This is a genomic window from Butyrivibrio sp. MC2013, assembly GCF_000424585.1.
Classification (GTDB): Bacteria; Bacillota; Clostridia; order Lachnospirales; family Lachnospiraceae; genus Butyrivibrio.
The window spans coordinates 61,943-86,963 of sequence record NZ_AUKE01000012.1; the positions used below are offsets into that span (position 1 = coordinate 61,943).

Here is a 25,021-nt window from a genome sequence, read left to right on the forward strand (position 1 = left end):
ACTGCATAAAAAGATACATCACTCCTTGGTATTTCGGCCAAAAGCATTAATAATTTACTATAAGCCGTACGTATTCATACGCTAATACATTTATTATAGCATAACACTCCGTTGTCTTTCTTAAAATACAAGCGCTAATATAAGCTTAAATTCTCTTTTTTCCGATAAAATAAAGGACATATTTATATTTGATGTCAGAATCTGTTATCTGATCGATGCTATTATGGAGAAAGATTCATGGTTTCTGAGGAGAGATCCGGTTTTCTTCATAATCTTTTATTTGCAATGCTGGCGGCACTGATACCTGTATTTATCTTCGTATCTGCCGGTAGTTTTCTTAATTCTACTCCTGTATATCCTATTTCTCCTATTAACTACGGCTGGATGATCAAGACCGATGAAGGTACCCAGGTAGGAGTGTCTCTGGCAAGTGCCAAAGTAGGACTCATGGGTAAGGGTCAAAGTGTGACTATGACCAATAGCTTGCCTGTTTATGAGATACCAAACGGTGTCCTGTACTTTAGATCGGATCTGGCCACGGTAACTGTTTCCATTGATGGCAACGAGGTCTACCGCTACGGCTTTGACTACATGGAAAAGGGCAAGATGGTTCCTGTACACTACAACTTCATCAATGTTTTGCCAAAGGATCTGGGCAAGCAGTTTACCATTACTTTGACAGGAGCTGAAGTTCTGGCATTCTCAGGCCTTCCATCTGTCGTATATGGCAATGCCGATGATCTGGATACCCATTTTGTACATTCACTTAGATTTCAGGTACTTACAGGAGTATTTCTATGGATCTTTGGCCTTATTGAGTTGGTGCTTTATATTTTCTTCAATTCCGGTCATAATTTTAATGCATCCATGATCTTTTCAGGAATGATCTCTTTTCTCTTTGGCCTGCTGATACTGTGCTATAACGGCTTCTTCTATTACATCAGCTCCAATGAGTATCTATTTACACTCATAGAATATATCGCCCTATATCTGATTCCTCCTGCCATGATGGGCTTTTTGATCTACAGCAGCCCATCTTCTTCAAACAGTATCACCAGGACTTTTTTGATAGGCAACATCATTGCAGTGCTGATCATGCCCTTTGTTCACTTCTTTTTGGGTATCCATATCAACACCTTCCTTCCTTTTGTCAATTCCATTTCTGTTGTGGAAGATATTCTTATAATAGCTATCATCATTGGTATGTACCGCCCCTTGTATGACAAGAGTCAGAAGGGCAAGGCTCTTCCGACCTTTTCCCAGACCATACTGATGCTGGGTCAGCTGTCTCTTTTGATAGGCGTGGGCCTTGATCTTTTTAATTTTGTTTATGTCAAATATCTGTCCGTTAAAAGTGCGACAAATATCCAACTTAATCTCACCTGTATAGGTGCCCTGATCTTTGTGATATGCATAATAGTCAACTTCTTCCTCTATATCACCGAGCACATTAATGAAAAAACTGTTAGAGCCAATCTTGAAGGCATCGCATATACAGATGCTCTGACAGGGATATCCAACAGAGCCAGGTGTGAACAGGCATTCAAAGAAATAACAGAGGGCAAGGATAATTTTATTATCATAAGCTTTGACCTGGACAGGCTTAAAGCTGTCAACGACACCTTTGGTCATAATGCGGGAGATAAGATGATAGCTGATTTTGCCCGGATACTGGCAGATATATTTGAAGATGCTTATCTCGCTGGCCGTATGGGCGGCGATGAGTTTATAGTGATAATAATCGGTAATGATCACCAGAAAGTAGCCGGTCTTTTAAGAGAACTTACCGCAAGGCTCGGTATTTATAATGAAACTAATACCCAGGTACCACTGCACTGCTCTTGGGGCGTTGCAGCCGGTATAGGCGGCAAGGATACGGCTCACTTTGTATATATGGAAGCTGATGCTGAGATGTATATCCGCAAGATGCTCAATCATGCGGCTCTTGATGCTGCAAGTAAAGGAGGTACAGGTAATGAATAATAAACTTCTGATCCTAATGACCTCCATAGTATCTGCTTTTTTTGTATGCATCTGTATTTATTCTCTCCATTACAACACCAGCTATCCAAGCTGTGAGTTGATGACAGGCTGGAATATAACCTATAATGGCAAACTATACAAGAATGTTAACCTGGAAGATCTGGATGAACTGATAGGAAACAATTTCCCCAAGGGCAAAGAACTTGTAATGAGGACGAGACTACCTGACCTTGGAGAATTGCCTCTTCCGTCAATAAGGATCTATGCCAGATTCTGCGCAGTGAAAGTGACCAGTGCAGATGTGCTTCTCACAGAAGCTTTCCAGGAAGAACTAAAAAAGGGTGACGCTGTAGGGTGCGGCCATATCTATGTTCCCCTGCCTCAAAAATATCAGGGCTGCGACATTGTTATCAGCTATACATCGGGAGAAAACACCACCTTTAAGGAAATGCTCAATCCAATCCTGGGAGATTACCATGATCTGAGGATGGGGCTGCTCCATATGTATCTTTTCCCCTTCCTTACAGGTATTTTCCTTTTTATATTTGGAGCTTTGTTTTTGTCTGTGGCTTTGGTCTTCTATCCCAGAATGCATGGCTTAAGAGGACAGCTCTTCAGCAGTCTTTTTACCATGGATATAGGCTTATGGATGACCTTCTATTTTAAGGTAGGAAATTTAATCATAAGCCTAAAATATACAACCGACATAGAATATGTCGCGCTCTTTTTGCTGGTACCATTATCGTTTATCCTTTTTGGAAATATTATGGACCTGAGACACAGGAATGGCTACAGGGTAATAGCCGCAATTGGCTCTGTCCTTGCGCTTACCTTTATCGTACTGCATTACACCAATATACTTCACATGATCAACACCCTTAAGTATGTGCACCTCATGGGACTGGTTATCATCATAATAATCTTCTACTATAGTTTCTTTGATAAAAACGGCAAGAAACTTTCGCCTTCCAACAGAATTCTGATGAATGGCTTCAGCTTCCTGGGAGGTATGCTGATCTTCGGTGTACTTATCTATCAGTTCAGAACCTGGAGGTTTATAGAGCTCTATAGACCTGACCGTTTTGTCATGCCTATTGGTGCTCTGGTCAATACCTTCTGTCTGCTGATCAATTACTACCTATATATTGCAGAATCTTATGCAAGACAGCGTGAATACAGCTCTCTTACTCATCTGGCGTACGCTGATGGCCTGACAGATCTGCCCAACAGAGCAAAAAGCGACAGTTTAATGGAGGAGCTGGACAGCGCTTCTGAGCCCTATTCGATAGTCTCTCTGGATCTTAATGGGCTAAAAGAGATCAATGATGTGCACGGTCATGCTACAGGAGACAGATATATTGTCGAATTTGCCATGGCGATCAAGGAATGCCTTGGAGAGGGTGATTTTTGTGCCAGAATAGGCGGAGATGAATTTATAATCATTACAAAGAATACCAAAACCGGTTGGGTTGATGAAAGAATAGGAATCCTTAAAAACAAACTTCAGACATTAAATGCTACAGATCCTATGTACACACGGAGCTTTGCCTCAGGTTATGCCAGCAGTAGTGAATTTGAGAAAGCTGATTCTCATTCTGTATACCTGTTGGCAGATCAGCGCATGTATGCCAACAAGAGGCAGATACACAAGGCCCTGGGACTTAAATCCAGAAGTTGAAAGTTAAAAACCCTTCTTTACAGCCTGCTGACAGGATTACTGCAAAGAAGGGTTTTGGGTTTTATTATATGGCTTGTACAAACTGCTTCGTACGTTCATTCTCGGGGTTTCCAAATACTTTGTCCGGTGTACCTCTTTCCAGGATGATACCGGAATCCATAAATAGTATCTGATCGGATACGTCCCTGGCAAAGGCCATCTCATGAGTAACTATGATCATGGTGGTCTTCTTCATTGCCAGCCTCTTGATGACCTTCAGAACTTCGCCTGTAAGTTCAGGATCAAGGGCAGATGTGGGCTCGTCAAAGCAAAGTATGTCAGGCTGCAGGGCAAGTGCCCTTGCTATAGCCACTCTCTGCTGCTGACCTCCGGATAGCTGATGGGGATAATTTTCAGACCTGTCACTAAGTCCCATCAGATCCAGAAGCTTTAAGGCTCTTTCCCTTATCTCCGCCTCGCTTGACTCTCCCTTAAGCCTGGGTGCCAGCATGATATTCTCCAAAGCTGTATACTGGGGAAAAAGATTAAATTGCTGAAACACAAGGCCAAAATGCTGACGTTTATGCCTTATATTGTTCTCAGATAAAGTGGACGGATCATCTGAATCAAGAAGAACATCTCCCTTTACTGATATGATACCGGTGTCCGGAGTCTCTAGGAAATTCAGGCAGCGAAGCAGGGTGGTTTTACCACTTCCGGAAGATCCGATTATGGACACAGTCTCCCCTTCTTCCATTGTAAAGTTAATATCATTTAATACTTCTGTATTTTCAAACTTTTTGCTTAGGTTCTTTACTTCAAGAATAGACACATTTACCTCCTATGCAGGGCTTTTATACGCGCCCCGCATCTTATTGGGATCATCTGAAATATGAAAGCTTCTTTTCAATAAGGCCAAAAAGCCATGTAAGAAGGCCTGAGAAGACCAGATAGAAAACGCCTGTATAAAATAGCGGCCAGATGATTCCTGCTGATTTGATAAATGCCTGACCATTCCAAATGATCTCATAAACAGCAATAACTCTGGCAAGCGATGTATCCTTTACCAGAGTAATGATCTCATTGGACATAGGTGGTACGATTCTCTTGATCACCTGAAGCAGTACTACCTTAAAGAAAATCTGCCTGTCAGTCATACCCAGTACCTTGCCGGCCTCATACTGGCCCACAGGTATAGACTGTATTCCACCTCTGTATATCTCAGAGAAATAGCAGGCATAATTGATGACAAAAGCAGTCAAAGCCGCAAGGAAACGTCCTGTATCTCCGGATCCCCATACGTTATTACCCAGGAAAATACCAGGCCCGTAATAAATGATAATAAGCTGGAGCATCAGAGGTGTCCCTCTGATGACCCAGATTATAAATTTAACAGGATATTTGATAAGTGCTGATACGCTCATAGACCCGAAGCAGATAAGGAGCCCCAAAGGAAGAGCGAGTATCAGCGTCAGCGCAAAAAGCTCTAATGTTCCCAGAAAACCTTCCAGGAGCGATAATGTAACCGTTAAAAACATAATAAAGATCCCTTATGACTAAATGATTATTTCCAAGCCAGAGCTTCCTGTACTCCATATGTGCCGGCTGCTTCCTTCATAGATCCATCTGAAGCAAACTTGTCAAGGCATCCGTTAATAAACGCAGCAAGATCTGATCCCTTGCGGCATCCAATACCATACTCTTCAGTTGTCAACTCTGCTGTATGAGCAAGACCCGGATAGGATGTGCCTTCTCCGATCATTGCGCCGGCCATGAGAAGGTCAATGATGCAGGCATCAGATGTACCTGCTGCAACTTCCATAACAGCATCAGCCTGGGAGGTAAGTGCTGTGTAATTGTAGTTGTTCTCTTTAGCAGCTTCCTCACCTGCAGAGCCTGCTTCTACTGCAAAGTAAAGATCAGCAGCAGATGCAGCATCTGTAATATCTGCAGCCTTGTCAGAAGAAACTACTACAACCTGAGCATTATTGAGGTAGGGCTTTGTACACTCCATTGAAGATGTAACCTCACTTGTGAGTGTCATTCCATTCCAGACAACGTCAATAGACTTGTTATCAAGCTCCAGGATCTTATTATCCCAGTCAATCTCTACAAATTCAACTTCTACGCCAAGTTCATCAGCCACTTTTCTGGCCATATCTGCATCAAATCCGATCCACTCACCATTGTCATTCTTATAGTCCATGGGAGCAAAATCGGTTATACCTACGATAAGCTTTCCTTTATTCTTGATATATTCAACATCACTTGCAGAATCACTTGTCTGAGTTTTGTTTGCGCATGCACAAAGCATAGCTGACATAATAAGAGTCGCTGCCAGTGCCACTATCTTCTTTTTCATAAATCCTCCTTTATGAGCTTTAACTCGTTAGATGTTTATCACTGTACCATATAAAAGTGCCTTTGTAAATAGCTATTTTCATAATAAAATGGCGATCGCCGGGATCGCCATTTTATACTATCTTCTACCAGATTTTAAGGCTAACTGATCAGCTGAGTTTTTGGCCCTTAAGGACAACTGCCTTAAGATCAAAATTGTTCTTATCCGCTATGAGGATATTAGCAATCTTACCCGGAGTAATGCTTCCAAGCTCGTTATCAAGGCCGATAGATACTGCAGGATTAAGAGATGCAGCTCTTATCGCTATCTCGGGAGCAATACCCATATCATTGATACATACTTTCATGCAATCATAGAGATTGGTAACTGAAGCGGCAATGGTACCATCTGCCAGAAGTGCCTTTCTGCCTGTCACTGTAACCTTGTGGCCGCCAAGCTCGTACTCTCCGTCAGGCATTCCTATAGCTCTCATGCTGTCACTGATCAGGACCACCCTCTCAGGTCCAAATATCCTAAAGGTATTGCGTACAACACAGGGATGGATATGGAAACCATCTGTGATCAGCTCCACCATGCTCTCCGGGTCGTCGCTGGCAGCTCCGATCACTCCGGGAGCTCTGTGAGTGTAAGGGCTCATTGCATTATAAAGGTGAGTTATATGATGCACACCTTTGCTGATAGCCTTCATACATGTATCGTAATCAGCATTGGTATGAGCAATGGATATGACAACTTTGTCCTTCATTTCGTCAATAAATTCCATCGCTCCATCCATCTCGGGAGCAATATCCACCAGCTTAATTGCGTCGCCGCTAAGCTTTTGCATTTCTTCTACAAATTTACTGTCAGCTCTTTTGATATCAGATTCTTCCTGTGAGCCCTTTTTGGCAGGGGATATAAAGGGGCCTTCCATGTTGATACCCGCAAAAACGGCTTCCTTCATGTGAGCTGTGGGATCAGCCTTCAGATCATCCAGGTATTTGCCTGTTTCTCTGGCCACAGAGAGCAGTCTCTCCTCAGGTACAGTCATAGTGGTGGGACACAGCGCAGTTACGCCCAGACTGGCCTCATATGCCAGAAAATCAGAAATAGACTCCATATCTGCATCACAGAAATCTCTGTTATGACATCCATGTACATGTACATCAACCAGGCCTGGGATCACATAATTTCCTTCTGCATCCAAAATATCATTGCAATCTGAAATACAGCCTGTGAGACCCTCTTCAAGGGACACTCCAAGGATACGTCCGTCTTTTATCTCTACACAGCCTTTTTTGAATACGCCCTCGTCTGTGTAAACAAGTCCGTTAATTATCTTCACTTTTATTCCCTCCCTTTTTAGTATTATCCGTTATTCCATGGTCAATTGACTTCTATATTTGCCTGCAGGAACCCCTTCCACAGATTTAAAGACTCTTGCAAAATGGGCAAGATCAGCAAATCCGGAGCGTTCAGCTACATCTGCGATAGTAAGGGATGGATCCCTGAGGTATTCTTTGGCTTTGGTTATCCTAACTGAATTAACAGTTTCAGAGAAGCTCTGCCCTGTCTGCCTGTTAAGGAGTTTTGATAAATGCCAGGAGCTTACATATACCTGCTCTGCCACATCAGTTAAGGTGAGCTTTTCATTATAATGACTCTCAATATATGCAAGGGCATTACTTACGATGAAATTGCCTGCAGCAGACTCGTCAAGTACTTCCTCGTCCTCTTTCGCAGGAAGCGACGGAAGGTCTCCTTCTCCCCTAAGGGCTTTTCTTTGATCCAGCTTGCCGGTCATGGCGCGAACAGCTTCTTCAAGCTCTGACATCTTGGAAGGCTTAAGAAGATATCTTCTGCATCCAAGTGCTATAGCTTCCTGAGCATAACTAAACTCAGGAAAACCGGTAAGTATAGTGATCTCCATATCCGGGTGTTCTGACCTTAGTGCCGCCACCATGGTAAGGCCGTCCATCCCGGGCATTCTTATATCAGTTATCAGTATATCGGGGTTTTCTTTGCTTACAAGCCTTAACCCGCTCTGACCTGCATTGGCAGTAGCGATAACCTCGCATCCGTAATCTGCCCACTTTATTACTTTTTTTAAGCCTTCTACTATAACAGGCTCATCATCAACAAGTACTACTCTGTACATACCACTCCTCCATGCATACGAAACACTGCATGTTATTCGCTTTCGTGATAGATATCAAGTCCCTCCTGGATAGCCTTGGATATATCCTTTCTTCCTGTAACCAGGGAGGGCATTTCATTAAATGTAGACACCCTGCACTCACCGTTATACAGATCCTGGACGGCTCCTGTAAAAGAGGTGACCCCTGTCATCATGTTCATGGCCTTGAGCTGCAGGCTGTTATACTGCTGCATATCCGAATCAGGGACTTCTTTTAGCGCTGTTGCCGTATGCTGAGCAAATAAAACAGCGTTCTTGGTAGAAGTCATATATTCTACAAAGCTGACAGCTGCGGCCTGTTTCCCCGGATCTTCGTAAGCTTTTCGGGTTATATAGTAGCCCATAGAAAAGCCGCCTATAAGGTCTGTGGATTTTCTGCCGCCGTTCCCCGGAAAATAAGTAACATCAAAATTATCAAGCCTCTCCGTATCAAGGGTGCTCTCGTCTGCCTCATTCACTGTACAGGCCTGCACAATACTTCCCAGTTTCCAGGAGCCGTCTACAAGGAAGGCCGCCTGGGAGTCCATAAACATCGCAAATGTCTCATCATCTGTGGCATAAAGTGTATTCGCAGGAAAGTAGCCCCTTTCATAGAGTGTCTTGATATCTGTGATTCCGGCCTGCCACTGAAGTCCGATACCATCCACATTACTACTGGGTATGACAAGGTGGCTTTCGGGGCTCTGGTGGTTAAATATCATGTATTCCCACCAATAGTGAGGTATATTACCCAGAGCTGCCGCAATAGGTATATAGCCGGCAGCCTTTATTTTTTTGCAGTCTTCCAGAAATTCATTCCAATCGGTATCAGGTCCCGGTTTTTCAACACCTGCCGCTTCCAATACTTCCATATTGCAATATAGAGCCTCCCAATAACCTCTTATAGGGATGGCATATCTTACGCCGTCTGCAGGGGATTTACCAATAAGGCTATCGTTCATATTGGACGCATACTCAGGATAGTCCTTCCTGATCTCGTCAATCGACACTACTTTGCCGGCTTTTATAAACTCGTCGGCATCCGCCCCGTTAAAGAAAAAGAGCACATCCGGTTCGTCACCTGCTTCAAAGGCGGTAGTTACACGCATTTTGAAGGTCTCATCGGAAGACGTGGAATTATCCCTTACCTTATATCCGCTCTCCTTCTCCCACTCGTGCACTGCATTACGGTATATCCTTCCATCCTCGTCTTCGCCTGCAAAAGTAGTTGTGACTGTAATGGTAACAGGGTCTGTGTCCTGAACCCATAAATCCCTGTATCCATGTCCTGGTGCGCAGGAAACTGTAAGGAAGATCGCAGAAAGCGCCAATGCAGCTATCATTAATATCCTGCTCTTCATACTACGCCACCTCCCGAAGTATCTATACGGATAGTGTTGACTGTGTTACCTTCGGAATCCGTAGTGATAGAAAGGCCCGAACTTCCTCCGTACATAATCTGCAATCTCTTGTTAACGTTTCTGATACCAATAGAAAGCGAACGATTATCACCAGGTTCATCCTCCGTGGAAAGGAGTTTTTTGATCTTATCCCAATCACCGGAAGTAGGAACCCCCTTGTTGACAATCCTGATCTCTATGAGACTGACCTTGCCATCCACATCCCTTGTGGCGCCTGCAGACATAAACACTCTTCGTTTGCCTTCGGCATCGGCACCATGCTCTACAGCATTTTCTATAACAGGCTGGACCACAAGTCTGGGTACCAGTTCATCCATGATGCTATCATCAGTCTCTTCGCTATATTCAAAGCTTTGACCAAATCTGCAGCGGATTATAAAAATATATGCTTTTACATATGAAAGCTCTTCTCTTAAAGGAATAAGGGGCCTTCCCGATCTGTCCAGTGTAGCTTCAAGCATTGTAGACAGAGCCTCTATCATCTGGCTGACTTTTTCATTACCGGCAATTCTGGTCTCCCAGTTGATGATCTCAAGAGTATTATTTAAAAAATGCGGGTTGATCTGAGATTGCAGAGCATGTATATTTGCATCCCTAAGAGCGATCTCCTCCACAAAGATCCTCTCGAACTGCTCCTTGAGCTTTTCGCTCATCAGATTAAAGTTGACACTAAGATCATCAATCTCTCTTATATCTGTATTTGCTGCAACTCTTACATCAAAATCACCTCCGGCTATTTCCTTGGAAGCAAGAGCCAGACCGGATATAGGTCCTGTGATCCTCTTATTGGTAAATGAAATGATACCGTATAAGAGAGGGATAGTCATAATAAGGAGAGTGGCAAAAGCAAGAGATATACTCCTTCTCTCTGTAAAGGCGCCATTTCTGTCATAGTCAACACCATACTTGAAATAAGCATCTTCTATCCTGCTCTGTTCATAGATCCTGTAACCGCTATCGGTATTGCCGCTAGTATAACACAGAGCATCATCGTACCATACAGACATGCCCTGGTACTGCCATACACTGGTCAGACTTCCGAATATCTCATTTCTGTCCAACTCCATAGCAATGATCGCGATTGGCTCAAAATGTTTATCTACAACATTTCGCACCATATACATTCGATCTTTTGCGCACAGAAAACCGACCCTGGTATCCAGCCCTTTGGCATAGAGCTTGATATCGGGCCATATATCGCGCCTGAGCTCTGACAAGGAAGCTCCTGACCGTTCCATACTCTCGGATCTGGTGTAATAAATATCATCGGGACTATCATTGAAGGTCAGAACGGTCATTTCGAAATATGGATTAAATTTGTATTGCTCTTCAAGGAATAGAGTAACTGAATTATATAGACTGTTTTTGTCTCCTCCTGCCTCGTACTCTGAATAAATATCACGAAGCTCAGGAAGATAAGTTGCATTCCTGGAAGCCTTAATACAGTCGTTGATCCTGAGACTGCATATCTCCGTAGCCTGTTTCATAGACACAGAGAGCGTCCTTAGCGTCTGCCTGCTGATACGGGTACTTGCACCGAACATCAGTACAAGAAGTATGGTAAGCAGAGGAATGAACCAGAACAGCATCAGCATCCTCATTATCTCCCCTCTTAGAGTGTGCTGTCTGCTATTATTATTCATATTCAGATTGTAAACCGACCTGCTTTCTTATACAAGGGTTGATGCCGATACCCTAAGGGCATCGGCATCTGTCAAAGAAGAAAGAAGTGAGATTGGAGATACAAAACTATGCAGCATTCTTGCCGTTGCCGTCATGATCGAGCCCCAGGAAGACTCTCCATGCTTCGCTAACGGCTTCTGCCTCATCTTTGCTGGGCATCTCCGCAAATACTCTGAGCAGGGGCTCTGTTCCAGAGAATCTTGCGCTTACCCATCCTCCATTTTTGAAATAAACCTTGCATCCATCCATATAGGATACATGGTCAATTTCCTGAGTAAATTCAGGGATCTTCCTGTCCTTGGAAAGAATGTTCAAGAGTTCTTCTTTCCTGGAAGCCTTGAATCTGTAACTGCTCTGGCTCATATAGATTGTGCCGTAGTGTTCTCTGATCTCATTCATGAGCTCAGATACTTTTCTACCGGTAACAGCCAGCATTTCAACAAGTAAAGCAGCAGCGTATACGCCATCTTTACCATGGATATGACCTCGTACAGTCAATCCTCCGGAAGATTCGCCTCCTATCAGTGCACCTGTCTCGGTCATCTTGGCAGATATCCACTTAAATCCAACAGGCACCTCGTAGCAGTTTTCGCCGAATTCTTCCGCTATACGATCAAGCATGTGAGTGGTACAGAGATTTCTAACTACTGCACCTTTCTCACCTCTGTATTTAACAAGATAATAATATAGAAGGATCATGATCTCATCAGGAGAAAGATATCTTCCTGTATCATCTACCACACCAATCCTGTCCGCATCGCCGTCTGTAGCAAGCCCTATCTGACATTTTCTGTCCACAACAAACGCTCCAAGCTGTCTCAATGCTTCTTCATTAGGAGCAGGGAGCTTGCCTCCAAAGAGTGTATCATGACGACCGTGTATGGTATCCACTTCACATCTTGCCGTGATCAGTATGGTTTTGATGGAAGTCTCAGCCACACCGTACATGGGATCCAGCGCGATATGGAGATTTGCATCCCTGATAGCCTGTACATTTACAGCCTTCAATATGTTATCCAGGTATTCGTTAATGGGATAGATTTCTTCGATAAGTCCTTTTTCCACTGCCTCATCATAATCCATCTCAGGAACTGGAATATCCGTTACATCTGCAATATAATGCTCTATATCTGCTGTCTCTTTTTCGTCAGCATCCCTTCCGCCATAGGTAAATACCTTTACTCCGTTATATATAGCCGGATTATGGCTGGCAGTGATCATCATGCCGTAATGAAGGCTATGAGCTTCCACATAGTACATGATCAGAGGTGTTGGGCTGGACTTGTTGACCAGCTTTGCCTTGATGCCATGCTGTGCAAATACCTGACCGCACCACCTCATTGCCTCTTTGGATAGGAATCTCCTGTCATAACCTATGATTATACCTTCATCAGCCACGTGTTCATTTTTCATCTTTTCAACCATGGCCATGGCCAGGATCTGGATATTTTCTTTGGTGAATTCATCACCTATGATGGCTCTCCATCCGCCGGTTCCGAATTTGATCATGAAATGCTCCTCTCCTAAACCGCTTACATTATTACTGTTACCTGATGAGCTTTACCAGAAGTCTCTGCAGGGATACTGCTAACCTGGGCACCGTCCAGCATCAGCTTCTTTACACCTTTGGATACGTGGCTTTCATTTACGACTTTAATATCGTATCTTGTGCCCCTGAATATCCTGCTTACTTCGAATCCATCCCAGGAAGAAGGAATGCAGGGATCGATGATCAACTTATCATAATCAGGTCTGATACCCAGCATGTAGTGTGTTGCTGCAAAATATGCCCAACCACCGCTTCCTGTCATAAAGGGATGATGTGCCCTTCCATAGGTTGTGTGATCCTTGCCGGATATAAACTGACAATATGAATAAGGCTCAGCCTCACGTATCTCTATCTTGTCATTCTGATAATAGGGTGTCAGTGACTTGTAGTACTCAAATGCCCTGTCTCCGTTGCCCAGCCTGCATTCTGCAGCCCATACCCAGGGATTGGGATGAGAGAATACACTTGAATTCTCTTTAAGGCCGGGATATACACGGGTGATAAAGCCAATCTCATCATTTCTCTTGGTATAAGCGGGAGTATTGAGCATGATACCATAGGGAGTTGCAAGATGCTCATGTACTGAATCCAGCGCTTTTCTTGCTTTATCTTCGTCTGCTGCGCCGGACAATACAGCCCAGGCGTTGGATTCCAGATGGATCCTGCCTTCTTCGTCTGTAGAAGTACCAATCTTACGTCCGCTCTTTGTATAACCTCTAAGGAACCAGTCGCCATCCCAAAGAGTATCGTTTGTCAGCTTGGAAAGCTTTTCCAACGCTGCATTCATTTCATCGGCATCCTTTTTATAAACCTCCCTAGCTTCTCCGGTATTCTTGGAAGCAAGGTAGTTTGCAACTTCCGCGAACTGTACCCTGGCATTGTATTCCAGGAAGGTACACAGTGTACTCTCTCCTCCGCCCAGGTTCAGACAGTCATTCCAATCTGCTCTAAGGCCCTGGCATACACCATGGCTGCCTATGTGGGATGCTGCAAAATCTATGATCATCTTCAGATGCTCGTATACTGTGCCCTCACCACCGTCAGCATAGCCTATCTTTTCATTCAGAAAAACCATATCTCCTGTTTCTCTGACATACTCGAGAACAGAAGGTACCAGCCACAGAGCATCATCAGCGCAGGCATGCTCAAGACCATGTACATGACTCGTTACCTTCTCCCCTGGGATAACTGTGGGAGAATCAAAATCATCTTCCTCTTCATTTATATCCGGATCAAACCACGCAGGCTCAAAGAGATGTATTCCATAACCCGTGGATGTAAGCGCCCTAAGGAGCTGTTTGATCCTCATTTTACAGGTTGCAGGATCTGATGAGATCACAGTCATAGCATCCTGAGCTGTATCTCTGTATCCCAGTCCTGTTCTTCCTCCAACTTCTATAAAGGAAGCAAATCTTGAGAACATTACATTTATCTCAGCCTGATAAAGAGTCCAGATGTCTATCATGGTATTCATACCTTCATCAGGTGTCTTTGCATAAAAGGCAGCTGCTTTTTGTGCCCAAAAATCAGCAAGCCTGTCATATTCTTTGTCAAGTTCCGCAGAATCTGCGTATTTTTCTCTTATAGCCAAAGCTTCCTTTTCTCTACCTTCACCAAGGAAAAAAAGGATACGGATGCTTTCTCCGGGTGCAAGAGAGATCTTCTTCTGAAGGCTGGCGCAGTGATTATTGCCAAGTTCTTCTGATGATGAGCATGCACCTTTTTCCACTGCCAAAGGATTGGACTCCGTACGGTAGCTTCCCAGGAATGAATCTCTTACTGTATCGTAGCCGTCCACTTTAGTATTAGATGTAAAAAACTCATATCCATCCTCTTCATAGAAAAGATCAGAGAGGATAATACCATCTTTATAGGATGTGCCTGCGCAGTACAGACTCATCTGGAAATTCTGGTTATCAATGGAGATCTCATGGAAAGACAGCTCCGCATATGTAAAAAGATCCAGTTCTCTCTTAATATCACTGTCGTTCCTTACGTTAACATCCCATACCATTGCATCCTGACCCATAGGGATGGACACCTTTTCGCTGGCATGGATACCCTTATAATCACAGCTGTATATGCTATAGGAGAGACCATGTCTGGTCTCGTATCTGGCTTTGTCCAGGTCCTTGGCAACAGGCTGCCAGGAGATTGACCAGTAATCACCGTCTGCAGAATCTCTAAGATATGCATAGAATCCCGGTCTGTCCATAGGCACACCGTTTCCTCTGAATCTGGTGATACGGTGATGCTCGGGAGATTTATAAAAAACATATCCGCCTGCAGTATGATTAACTACTGCGCACATATTTTCCACACCCAGATAATTGGTCCATGATGTGGGCAGGTTCATTTTGTTAATAACATATTCCTTGTGTTCATTGTCAAAATATCCGTACTGCATCTTTATACTCTCCTGAGGCTTTTCTTTAAATTGAGGTGCCCCATATAGGCGGCACCTCATTCATTAAGATCATATTTTCAAGTGGCTTATTATTTTGCTGACATGAAAGCGTCAAGCTGTGCGTTTGCATCATCCAGAACATCGTTGATTCCATTAGCTTCAAGCTTATCAAGGAATTCAGGAAGCTTCTCGTCGGGATCTACAGTACCTGTGCACAGAGGCAGCATGTACTCAGCAACAACGTTTGCAACTGCACCCATCTGAGTCTCCATCTCTGAAGAATCATATGCATATCCAAGAATCGGGATCTCTTTAGCTGCTCCGTAGTATGCCTTGAAGCCATCCCAGAAATCTGCGCCCTGATCAGCTGTAGGAGGAAGGATTGTTACGTTACCAACACCGTTTGTCCAAGGCTGATACTCAGCTCTCTTATCTGTGAAGGTTACCAGTCCGTCAGCATCCTTTGTATAGTGAACATCTTCTACACCATAGTTGAGAAGAGTCATAAGATAAGGATCTGTGTTCAGAAGGTTCAGGAACATCATAGCTCTTTCAGGATTCTGAGAAGCTGTGGAGATAGCCATCATAGCACCCTGAGAAGAAGTTGTATCAACATAAGGATCTGTGCAAGGAACCATTGCTACTTCAATGCCGCGCTCCTGAGAAGCCTGGAGCTCATAGCCCAGTGAATAGGACTGTGTTCCAATGAGATACTCGCCGGAAAGCTGCTTCTGGCTTCTGGTATCATTTGCCTGCTGAGCATTGCCCATAGCGGGATCAATGTAGCCTGCTTCATAATATTCTCTTGTCTTCTCTGCGAACTTCTTGAATTCGTCTGTAGCAAACTTGTTAACAATCTTGTTGCCATAAGCGCCTTCAGCAGATACATCATCAGGATTGATGTAGTAAGACATGAAGTTGCCTGTTCCGCTATCACCTGTAACGATTGTTACGTTGTCAACCATACGCTCAAGTACGGCGCCTTCAACAAGCAGAGGATAGAAATCCTTGCCATACTTATCCTTAGCAGCCTGGAGCATATCGCCCATTGAGTAATAGTCCATAGCCTTAACATCGTCTACTGTATAGCCCAGCTCTGTAAGTCTGTCTACATTTACGTCCCAGCAGTTCTGGGTTGCAATATCCTTGTATCCGGGAACAGCGTATGTACCAACACCGTCAGCACCACTTACCTTTGCGCCGTTTGTCAGGACTTCAGGAAGAAGGTTCCACAGATCCTTGCCATACTGCTCGATCAGATTATTGTCAGGGTCGTCAAGGCGTACCCAGTAACCGTCTCTTGCAAACTTGTTGTACTCATCAGCGCTCCATGAGCATGTGAAGTAGATATCTACATCGTCACCACCCTGCAGAGCAAGAACAGCGTTAGTATCAAAGTCACCCCATGTTCCCCAGATGGGCTCAAGTGTGCAGTTCAGTTTCTCTGTAAGGTATTCATTAACCTTCTCAAGAACTGCCGAATCATCAGTTACGTTACTTCCGTGGAAGTACATCTTCAGAGTAACAGGCTCCAGATCAGAAGCACTAACCTCTGTCTCTTCCTGAGCTTCTTCAGCTTCTTCGGCAACTTCCTCTGTTGTCTCTCCAGCTTCTTCAGTTGTCTCTTCCTGGACTTCCTCAGCTGCTTCAGGCTCAGCGGGGGCGCTTGTCTCTCCCGAAGAACCACATGCAGCCATGGACATCACCATAGATGCAGCAAGAACACATGATAACAGTTTTCTTTTCATAATTTCCTCCTTTTATAATTATCCCTTGACTGACCCTATTGTCAGACCGGATATAATATACTTTTGGAAAAATGGATATGCAAAAGCTATAGGTACTACTATCAGTACAACAAGTGCCATCTTGAGTGAATCTGCAGGGAGCGAGCTCATGATAGATGAAGCCTCAGCTCCGATCACGCCGCTATTCTTAACAAGGAAGTCAACCTTGGTCTGCATCTGCATGAGCAGATACTGAAGAGGTATAAACTTGGCATCTCTAACATAGAGCATGGGTATGAACCACTCATTCCAGTATGCCAGTGCAGTAAGCAGTGATACTGTTGCGATTCCCGGTTTGGAAATAGGGATAATAATCCTGAACAGCGTTGAATACTCACCGCTTCCATCTATAAATGCCGCGTCAATGAGCTCACGAGGTATAGATGTGATAAAGAAGGTTCGCATTACTATGATATTAAAGGGATTCAGCAGCATGGGAATAATGATAGCCGCATAGCTGTCTGATAAGCCGAGTACTGTCTTACACATTACGTATGTAGGAGCCAGACCACCGCCAAAGAGCATTGTGAAGAAGCAAAAGAAGTTAAAGAAGCCTCTGAACTTGAAGTCTGTCCTGAACAAAGCGTAAGAATACATTATGGTAACCAGCATACTGAAGAAAGTTCCAACAGCAGTAATAAAGAAGCTGTTAAAATAGGATCTCCAAAGCTGTGTACCAAGTTTTAATATGTAGTTATAAGCATCAAGAGAATATGCCAATGGCGTAAATGAATAACCTATGGATCTGATGCTTTCCTGTGCTGTAAATGAAATAACTACTACGAATACAAAAGGAACTATACACAGAAGGCAGAACGCGATCATGATAAGGTGAAAAAGGATCTCCACCGGTATGCTGACTTTGTTCATTCTCCTCTTTTTGTTAACAGGAATTGCATCCTGCATTACTGTAACATCCATTTTTTACCACCTTTCCTCAGAAGAGACTACTGTCTTCATCAATCTTACGGACTATCCGGTTAGCTACAACAATAAATACAAATCCAACGAGATTCTGCATTATGCTGCCCGCCGTACTCATTCCGATATTGTTGGTGGCTGTCATAACTCTGTAAATATATGTGTCTATAACCTGGGTAGTTGAGAAAAGAGATCCTGAGTTCATAGGCACTGTGAAGAAAAGACCAAAATCTGAATTAAAGATCTTACCTACGTTCATGATAAGCAGGATGCTGATCATAGGACGGATGGCGGGAAGAGTGATATTCTTTATCTGCTGCCATTTGCCGGCTCCGTCTATCTCGGCTGCTTCATATAATGTAGGATCTATACCTGTGATAGCTGCAAGATACAGTATCGTGGAGTAACCTGTATTCTTCCATACATTACAAAGCGTTAGTATCACAGGCCAATAGCCTGCCTGATTGTACCAGTCTATTGCATCCTTACCATGAGAGATCAGGTAGTTATCGATAAGTCCTCTTGTGGGATCCAGGAAAGCAAGTACAAAATAGGAAGCAACAACCCATGAAAGGAAATAAGGGAAGAACATCAGTGTCTGGTAAAACTTGGCCAGAAACTTCTTTGTGAGCTCGTTAAGTATGATCGCAAATGCTACAGATACTACAAGGCCAAGTATGATCCAGCATATGTTATATACAAGTGTATTTCTTATGTAGATCCTGGAATCTGTTGTTTTGAAAAGAAATTCGAAATTTTTGAACCCAACCCATTTGCTGTGTATCAGATTATTCCAAAAGGTCGGCTTCTTGGTATATACCTTGTAATTCTTAAACGCAAGGACGATACCTGCCATTGGAACATATCTGAGAAGAAAAAACCAGATAGCACCGGGAAGCACCATGGTCGTTAACAGCAGAGTCTTGCTGTTTTTAGATGTGAGGAGCTGACGTTTCTCCTTTTTTGTGCCTTTATTTTCTGCCGTTTCTAAACCCATAGCAATTACCCCCTTACAGATATTAGTCTAATCGTTTTACCGTTAATATTTGAGTGCCACTTTTGTTATAATTTGTTCATTTTTGGCGGCCAGTTTAGAAATCCTTAATAACTGTTTAGGGTCACTTAATTGTATCCTGGAACGAAGATGCTACAATAAGATTACCAACTGAAGTAATTACCCCACTGATTACATTTCATTTTGATCCCCTGCCGGCCGGCAAAGGTCGGCAGGACTCCTCCCCTAAACCAACCCCCATTGGTTTAAATGTTTATTTGCAGGAACCCCGAAACAATCGTTTCGGGGTTCTTCTTTTTGAGGAAGCATATATTCTTGGATAAAATATCCAAGAATATATGCAGTAAATGCGTGTTTCTGAAGGTACGTCTAATAACATATACATTCTTGGATAAATAATCCAAGAATGTATGCAAATAGGCCATTTGAGAGCGGCTAGGGCCGCTGGGCCTATTTGCCAGCAACATGTTCTCACGAAATACGCAGTAAATGCGTATTTCTGAAGGTACGTCAATAACATATACTTATCAACACAAATAATGTTTAAATTACTGTATTATAGTAGTTTGACGTCTATCAAACCGATAATCCAAGCTAATACATATGTGCATAATATATGAAAAACACTGAGCATTCTCTCCTATTTGATACTTGTTTTTAAAAAGACATATTTTATATAATAAAAAAAGTGAAGGTAAAGGGGATATTAAATAATGAAAGAAAAACTTAACTATGCACTGCATAATCAAAACGAGATCATAAACGTCTGCAAAGCGCTCTCTTCACCTATAAGACTTCAGATATTGAACTTTCTGACGCAAAAGCCCGCGATCATATCAGATATAGCCCAGGAATTTGACATCCCCGCATCCAGCGCAGCTCTCTATGTCAAAAACCTGGAGGATGCCGGCCTTATTTCAACAAAGGTCATACCGGGTTCAAAAGGTTCCCAAAAGCTCTGCGGCGTCGTTGTGGATGCAGTCAACATTGATTTCTTCAAAGATAATACAAGGCCCAACATTGATTGCGTTTATACTCAGTCTATGCCTGTAGGCTGCTATTTTGATTACAAAGCCACTCCGTCTTGCGGAATGGTAAGTGAAGCTCAAGATCTTGGGATTGAAGACAGTGTTGCGGTATTTTGCAGCCCCAATCGTTTCAAGGCCCAGCTTATCTGGCTTAGTACCGGTTTTCTGGATTACCGCTTTAATAATTCCTATCTCTTTGATCATAGCATCAACAGGATCCACTTTTCTTTTGAGATCTGTTCAGAAGCCCTGGGCTATGAAAATGACTGGGCCAGCGATGTTACGCTTAGCATCAACGGTATCAGGCTGGGAGATATGAGATGCGACGGAGACTACGGCGGACGCCCCGGCAGGCTCAACCCCAAATGGTGGAGTTCAGGATCTACTCAATATGGCAAGCTCAGAGAGCTTGATATAACCGATAACGGTTCATTTCTTGACAATCAGGCTTTCTCTGATATCAGCCTTAAGGACCTGAAGCTCACAGATAATCCATTTATTGCTCTCAAATTTGAAGTTCGTCCGGACGCCAAATATGTTGGAGGCTTTAATCTCTTTGGGGAGAAATTCGGAGATTATCCACAGAATATTGTCATGGAGTTCTATGACAAAAAATGATCATTGAAAATGGCGCAGGTAAATTACCTGCGCCATTTCCTTTAGTGACGGTCATCACTTACACCGAAATAGATAGGGTGTATGAGCTTTTATATTCAAACGAAGGCTTCTGCCATCATTTGAAATCATATTTATACTGCTTCCGAAGATATCCTCTTTTGATTCAGGCTGACTAAAGCCGATACTAGCCAGGGGAAGCTCAATCTCTTTATCCTCATCCGCAACAGACATTATGCCTACATAAGCTTCTTTATCCGAGAATCTGGCCATAGCCAGAACATCTCCCTCGGCATAAAGGATCTTCCAGCTACCATACTTAAACTCATCAGTTTGAACCTTAAGCCCGGTAAGCGTCTGATAGAACTTAAAAATCTCTCCTTCTTCAAAACCGCTGTCCCATGGCATGGGATATCTGCATCCCGCATCATCTCCCACATATCCATCAATACCAGCTTCATCTCCATAGTATATACAGGGACTTCCGGGAAGCATAAACTGCATTATCACCGCTCCCTTAAGCTCATCCCTGTTAACCTTGGGATTATTATGAAGCCTTGGTACATCATGGCTTCCAAGGAGATTAAACTGTATCTCTCTAATGACACCAGGAAGCTTGTCAAAATGAGATCTGATCCTGGCAGCTGCATCCTCAGCCTTCATGTGGTAGCCGCAGTTCTTAAGGCCTTCTACTCTTCCTATGAAGAGATCATCCTCTCCAAGGAACTGCCTGAATACTCTGGCACAGCCAAAATAGTTCATGGGAGAATCCCATTCCTTACCCTGCAGGTAGCCGGAGCAGTCACCCCAGTCTTCCGCAACTATGTACGCATCTTTGTTTTCTTCCTTAATAGAAGCGGTAATCTCAGGCCAAAGCTCCCTGGCAAGCTGATGCTCGTCATTTCTGGCAAAAACATCGGCCACGTCAAATCTCCATCCATCTATGGAATAAGGAGCTTTAAGCCACTTTTTTAAAGCAGAATCCTCATCCTTGTATACAAGAGAGCGAAGCTTCTGGGAATGATAATTGAGGACAGGAAGAGACGGTATATCAAACCAGCCCTTATAGCTATTATCTTCACCAAAATAATAAAAATCTCTCTCAGCTGCATCGGGATTATTATATGCACCTTCTGATCTATCAAATAAGAGGCATTCCTTGTTAAACCACTTATTAGCTGTACCTGTATGATTGATAGAAATATCCAGCACAAGCTTCATTCCCTCATCATGAAGAGCTTTGGACAGCTCCGCCAGAGCTTTGTCTCCGCCAAAATGAGGATCCACTGCAAAATAATCCGCACAATCATATTTGTGAGCTGAAGGAGCCAGAAATATGGGATTGAGGTACAGAGCTGTTACGCCAAGCTTCTTGAAATAAGGGATCTTCTCGATGATTCCTTCCAGATCGCCTCCATAAAACTCAAATCCGCCACTTTCATGTGCGGGAAGAGGGGGCTCATTCCAATCATCATGAGCTATTGCTTTGAATCCATACTGCTCAAATTCCCCATCTTTGACATCGTTGTCCTTATTGCCATTGCAGAAACGATCAGGAAATATCTGATAGAAAACCTGCTCTTTGACCCACGCAGGATCATGATAATCTGTCATGATCACAAAATCATGGATATTATCCTGAACATATGTGGTCACCCCCGCCTGAGAATAATAATATATGGTATTACCAGCCAGAATATAGAACTGATACTGAGTTCTGGGATCATGTATTGTGATCTCTGCTTCAAAAACAGCAAGACCTCTGGCAGACTCTTTCCTCACCGCCTCTGTTACTTCTTCGGCGCCATTGGGAAGAGCCCTGAGGAAAACCTTATCCACAGGAGCATCTTCATAGCAGGTAAGTTTTACTGTTATCTTCTCATATAGTCTGGGTGAGGGATTAGATACATAGAATCTGCTTCCGTCACTATATATGCTTTCCAGCCACCATTCCTTATTATTTGTCATATCTAATACTCCAAAGCTTCAAAATCATGAACAAATATCTGTTACCATCTCTAACAGTTCACTGCCGGGCCTCAAGCTGACAACATCCTGCAAAAAGCAGCCCAGATCAAGCTTACCGTCTTTTAAATTTGCCTGATATCTGTTGTATATAGCTGCCTTAAGGTTATAATCAACCTGCGCAGCCATAAGAGCATCATAAAGTCTCTTGGCTACAGAAGGCTGCTTTATATCAGCTCCTGTTCCCTTGATCAGGATAGCTATTTCTCCTTCGCCATCATAATCAACAGTAGCCAGAATGCAGCAAGCTTCATTATCATATTCAAATACAAGTTCCTTTTCGCCTGAAGCAGAGCTTAAGATCACCTTATTTGGCTCTCCTGCCCCTCTTAAGCGGATATTATATCTGCGCCTTATTGAAGAAGAACTTCCTATTGTGATAACAGCATCAACATTCTGTGGAGTATATCGGATATCTGTTGTCATAAATGCGCCGCTGGGATCCTTTTGTCCCTTATCTTCAATAAGAGTAAACTCGCCCTCAGCTCCCGCGAATATCTCCAGATCAAGCTCAGCAGGTATAGCTTCCGGCTCATTGCAGCTGATATCTGACGCCATAGGAATGATACCGCCTGCCTTGACCAGCACCGGTATAGTGCCCAGACTCCTGCGCATCAATCTCTTTCCGCCACGGATTATCTGTCCTGTGAAGTAGTCATAATATGTTCCATCAGGAATCCAGGTCTCTACAGCAGCAGTAAGAGTCTCAGGATCCATCTGTGATGTGATGGGCGCTACCAGCATCTCACTGCCAAAGAGGTACTCACCCGGAAATTCATACGCAGGGAAGCAATCGTTCTCATAATAAATAGGTCTGATAAGCGGAATTCCTGCCTTATGAGTAAGTACATTCATGGTATATATATACGGGATAAGCCTGTGTCTGAGTCTTAGAAAATCATCAAGGATAGTCCTCTCCATTACAGGGAATGTCCAAGGTTCCTTTGAATAAAACTCGTTAGAGGTGCTATGAAGTCTCATTATAGGAGAAAAAACGCCAAACTGTACCCATCTGACAGTAAGCTCATTATCCCTCTTGCCACCCATATGGCCGCCTATATCATGACTCCACCAGCTATAGCCTATATTGCTGGCTGTAGCCGTAAACCTGGGCTGGAATTCCAGGCTCTTCCAGCTGCATACGCTATCTCCGGAGAAACCTATTGGATATCTGTGGCTTCCGGGACCTGCAAACCTTGAAAAGATCATAGGTCTCTTCTCGGAAGAAGCCATATCCATGAAATGAAGGTGATTAAGCATCCAAAGAGCATCTACCCCTTCTATTCCCGAATGACTTCCTTGCTGCCAATCAAGCCACCAAAAATCAACACCCTCTTTTTCCAGGGGAGCTATAGCACCCTTGAAATAAGCGTCCATAAAGTTTTTATCAGTAACTACGAAATCAAAAGTTTTCTTTTCCTTGGGATCAGCACCAAGTTCTTTGCAAACATCTTCGTAGCAATCTTCAAATGCTCTGATTCCATCTGCCGGATGAAGATTAAGCGTAACCTTCATTCCTCGCTCGTGAAGACTCTTAACAAAGCTTTGAGGATCAGGAAACAGCTCTTTATTCCAGCTAAAGCCAGTCCATCCTGTACCATAGCCCTCAGGAGTGTCTACTATATGCCAGTCCATATCCATGACTGCCACGGAGAAAGGAATATCCTCTCTTGCAAAATCATCTAAAAGCTTATTGTATGAATCTTCACTATATCTGTAAAAACGACTCCACCAGTTGCCAAGAGCGTACCTGGGAAGGAGTGCGGGATAACCTGTAAGCTCGAAATAATCTTTAAGGCATCCTTCATAGTCCCTGCCATAACCAAAGAAATATATATCGTGTGAATCTTCTTCCTCACGAGGATGTATCCAGGAGTCATCGCCAATATAAGCACTCCTGCTATCGTCCAGTATGGTAAATCCATCTCTGGATAGGATACCGGGTCCAATCTCAATCTCTCCGTCTGCTCCATCGAGAGTCCTGGCTGTACCTCCAAGATCGCGTATCTTATCTCCAAAATGCCATCCTGCATCTGAGATAGAGCATCCGTTTCTCAGCCTTACTACAAGGCCCTCTGAGGAAAAAGCCTTTTTATCGTAATTTATTATAAGATCCTGTGTTGAGATAACGATCCTGCCGTTTTCTTCCCTAACATCAAAAGAAACAGGATCAAATCTTCTGTTGATAACCACCTGACTGGGACTGTCAAGAAAAAGTCCGCTGGGTGAATACTCCATCCTGATAAGTCTGGATGTCAGCATGGTGAAACGATAATTATCAGATCTGACCATAGATGACGGATCTGCCTGGGGATTTGCTTTATATTCTTTATTTAATACGTCTTTAGATAATTTCATTATGATCTGTTCCTTATAGTCTTCTTGCTTCTCATAAATAGCTCTCAGCCATAGA

General features: G+C 43.4%; 17 protein-coding genes. 3 read left to right on the plus strand and 14 right to left on the minus strand.

The window, feature by feature from the left end; translation table 11 throughout:
• Positions 1 to 237 precede the first annotated feature (237 nt).
• Positions 238 to 1,983, plus strand: a complete 1,746-nt coding sequence (locus G636_RS0108570; RefSeq protein ID WP_026507715.1) for a GGDEF domain-containing protein — start codon at positions 238 to 240, stop codon at positions 1,981 to 1,983.
• Positions 1,976 to 3,661, plus strand: coding sequence for a sensor domain-containing diguanylate cyclase (locus tag G636_RS0108575; protein WP_026507716.1), 1,686 nt, complete (start codon positions 1,976 to 1,978; stop codon positions 3,659 to 3,661). The genes G636_RS0108570 and G636_RS0108575 overlap by 8 nt, the downstream gene beginning before the upstream one ends.
• 64 nt (positions 3,662 to 3,725) lie before the next feature.
• Here G636_RS0108575 and G636_RS0108580 read toward each other — a convergent pair whose 3' ends face one another.
• The 12 genes from G636_RS0108580 to G636_RS0108635 all read right to left on the minus strand — a co-directional run bounded on the left by G636_RS0108580 (position 3,726) and on the right by G636_RS0108635 (position 18,922).
• Positions 3,726 to 4,472 carry an amino acid ABC transporter ATP-binding protein gene (locus tag G636_RS0108580; RefSeq protein WP_026507717.1) on the minus strand — a complete coding sequence of 249 codons (747 nt, stop codon included), beginning with the start codon at positions 4,470 to 4,472 and terminating at the stop codon, positions 3,726 to 3,728.
• Between the two features lie 49 nt (positions 4,473 to 4,521).
• On the minus strand, positions 4,522 to 5,178 hold the full coding sequence (locus tag G636_RS0108585; RefSeq protein ID WP_026507718.1) for an amino acid ABC transporter permease: 657 nt from the start codon (positions 5,176 to 5,178) through the stop codon (positions 4,522 to 4,524).
• 26 nt (positions 5,179 to 5,204) lie between these two features.
• Positions 5,205 to 6,002, minus strand: a complete 798-nt coding sequence (locus tag G636_RS0108590) for a transporter substrate-binding domain-containing protein (RefSeq protein ID WP_026507719.1) — start codon at positions 6,000 to 6,002, stop codon at positions 5,205 to 5,207.
• Between the two features lie 148 nt (positions 6,003 to 6,150).
• Complete coding sequence (gene nagA, locus G636_RS0108595) at positions 6,151 to 7,326, minus strand: N-acetylglucosamine-6-phosphate deacetylase (RefSeq protein ID WP_026507720.1); 1,176 nt, start codon at positions 7,324 to 7,326, stop codon at positions 6,151 to 6,153.
• Positions 7,327 to 7,356: 30 nt separating this feature from the next.
• Positions 7,357 to 8,139 (minus strand): response regulator transcription factor, encoded by a 783-nt coding sequence (locus tag G636_RS0108600; RefSeq protein ID WP_026507721.1) that lies wholly within the window; start codon positions 8,137 to 8,139, stop codon positions 7,357 to 7,359.
• Positions 8,140 to 8,171: 32 nt separating this feature from the next.
• A complete protein-coding gene (locus tag G636_RS17900) occupies positions 8,172 to 9,518 on the minus strand; it encodes an ABC transporter substrate-binding protein (protein ID WP_051226768.1) in 1,347 nt (448 codons plus the stop codon).
• On the minus strand, positions 9,515 to 11,221 hold the full coding sequence (locus G636_RS0108610) for a sensor histidine kinase (RefSeq protein WP_081668335.1): 1,707 nt from the start codon (positions 11,219 to 11,221) through the stop codon (positions 9,515 to 9,517). The genes G636_RS17900 and G636_RS0108610 overlap by 4 nt, the downstream gene beginning before the upstream one ends.
• A 106-nt stretch (positions 11,222 to 11,327) precedes the next feature.
• Positions 11,328 to 12,770 (minus strand): phosphoglucomutase/phosphomannomutase family protein, encoded by a 1,443-nt coding sequence (locus tag G636_RS0108615; RefSeq protein ID WP_026507723.1) that lies wholly within the window; start codon positions 12,768 to 12,770, stop codon positions 11,328 to 11,330.
• A 23-nt stretch (positions 12,771 to 12,793) separates the two neighbouring features.
• On the minus strand, positions 12,794 to 15,217 hold the full coding sequence (locus tag G636_RS0108620; protein ID WP_026507724.1) for a GH36-type glycosyl hydrolase domain-containing protein: 2,424 nt from the start codon (positions 15,215 to 15,217) through the stop codon (positions 12,794 to 12,796).
• 89 nt (positions 15,218 to 15,306) lie between these two features.
• Complete coding sequence (locus G636_RS0108625; protein ID WP_026507725.1) at positions 15,307 to 16,965, minus strand: ABC transporter substrate-binding protein; 1,659 nt, start codon at positions 16,963 to 16,965, stop codon at positions 15,307 to 15,309.
• Positions 16,966 to 16,983: 18 nt separating this feature from the next.
• Positions 16,984 to 17,925, minus strand: coding sequence for a carbohydrate ABC transporter permease (locus tag G636_RS0108630; RefSeq protein WP_242826942.1), 942 nt, complete (start codon positions 17,923 to 17,925; stop codon positions 16,984 to 16,986).
• 16 nt (positions 17,926 to 17,941) lie between these two features.
• Positions 17,942 to 18,922: an ABC transporter permease gene (locus G636_RS0108635; protein WP_051226771.1), complete on the minus strand. Its 981-nt coding sequence runs from the start codon at positions 18,920 to 18,922 to the stop codon at positions 17,942 to 17,944.
• Between the two features lie 731 nt (positions 18,923 to 19,653).
• Between G636_RS0108635 and G636_RS0108640 the strand changes: the two genes are divergently transcribed.
• Positions 19,654 to 20,586, plus strand: a complete 933-nt coding sequence (locus tag G636_RS0108640; RefSeq protein ID WP_026507728.1) for an ArsR/SmtB family transcription factor — start codon at positions 19,654 to 19,656, stop codon at positions 20,584 to 20,586.
• A gap of 54 nt (positions 20,587 to 20,640) precedes the next feature.
• Here the strand turns inward: G636_RS0108640 and G636_RS0108645 are convergent, their stop codons facing one another.
• Both G636_RS0108645 and G636_RS17905 read right to left on the minus strand, forming a co-directional pair.
• Entirely contained in the window at positions 20,641 to 22,551 is a 1,911-nt protein-coding gene (locus tag G636_RS0108645; protein WP_026507729.1) for an alpha-amylase family glycosyl hydrolase, read from the minus strand.
• A gap of 24 nt (positions 22,552 to 22,575) precedes the next feature.
• Entirely contained in the window at positions 22,576 to 24,966 is a 2,391-nt protein-coding gene (locus G636_RS17905; protein WP_051226773.1) for a glycoside hydrolase family 31 protein, read from the minus strand.
• Between the last annotated feature and the right edge of the window lie 55 nt (positions 24,967 to 25,021).

Excerpts from the sequence above, each read along its gene's own strand:
- G636_RS17900 (WP_051226768.1), bottom strand. The coding sequence starts at position 9,518 with ATGAAGAGCAGGATATTAATGATAGCTGCATTGGCGCTTTCTGCGATC.
- G636_RS0108620 (WP_026507724.1), bottom strand. The coding sequence starts at position 15,217 with ATGCAGTACGGATATTTTGACAATGAACACAAGGAATATGTTATTAAC.
- G636_RS0108645 (WP_026507729.1), bottom strand. The coding sequence starts at position 22,551 with ATGACAAATAATAAGGAATGGTGGCTGGAAAGCATATATAGTGACGGA.
- G636_RS0108610 (WP_081668335.1), bottom strand. The coding sequence starts at position 11,221 with ATGAATAATAATAGCAGACAGCACACTCTAAGAGGGGAGATAATGAGG.
- G636_RS0108615 (WP_026507723.1), bottom strand. The coding sequence starts at position 12,770 with ATGATCAAATTCGGAACCGGCGGATGGAGAGCCATCATAGGTGATGAA.
- G636_RS0108625 (WP_026507725.1), bottom strand. The coding sequence starts at position 16,965 with ATGAAAAGAAAACTGTTATCATGTGTTCTTGCTGCATCTATGGTGATG.
- G636_RS0108630 (WP_242826942.1), bottom strand. The coding sequence starts at position 17,925 with ATGGATGTTACAGTAATGCAGGATGCAATTCCTGTTAACAAAAAGAGG.
- G636_RS0108600 (WP_026507721.1), bottom strand. The coding sequence starts at position 8,139 with ATGTACAGAGTAGTACTTGTTGATGATGAGCCTGTTATAGTAGAAGGC.
- G636_RS0108575 (WP_026507716.1), top strand. The coding sequence starts at position 1,976 with ATGAATAATAAACTTCTGATCCTAATGACCTCCATAGTATCTGCTTTT.
- G636_RS0108635 (WP_051226771.1), bottom strand. The coding sequence starts at position 18,922 with ATGGGTTTAGAAACGGCAGAAAATAAAGGCACAAAAAAGGAGAAACGT.
- G636_RS0108590 (WP_026507719.1), bottom strand. The coding sequence starts at position 6,002 with ATGAAAAAGAAGATAGTGGCACTGGCAGCGACTCTTATTATGTCAGCT.
- G636_RS0108570 (WP_026507715.1), top strand. The coding sequence starts at position 238 with ATGGTTTCTGAGGAGAGATCCGGTTTTCTTCATAATCTTTTATTTGCA.
- G636_RS17905 (WP_051226773.1), bottom strand. The coding sequence starts at position 24,966 with ATGAAATTATCTAAAGACGTATTAAATAAAGAATATAAAGCAAATCCC.
- G636_RS0108640 (WP_026507728.1), top strand. The coding sequence starts at position 19,654 with ATGAAAGAAAAACTTAACTATGCACTGCATAATCAAAACGAGATCATA.
- G636_RS0108585 (WP_026507718.1), bottom strand. The coding sequence starts at position 5,178 with ATGTTTTTAACGGTTACATTATCGCTCCTGGAAGGTTTTCTGGGAACA.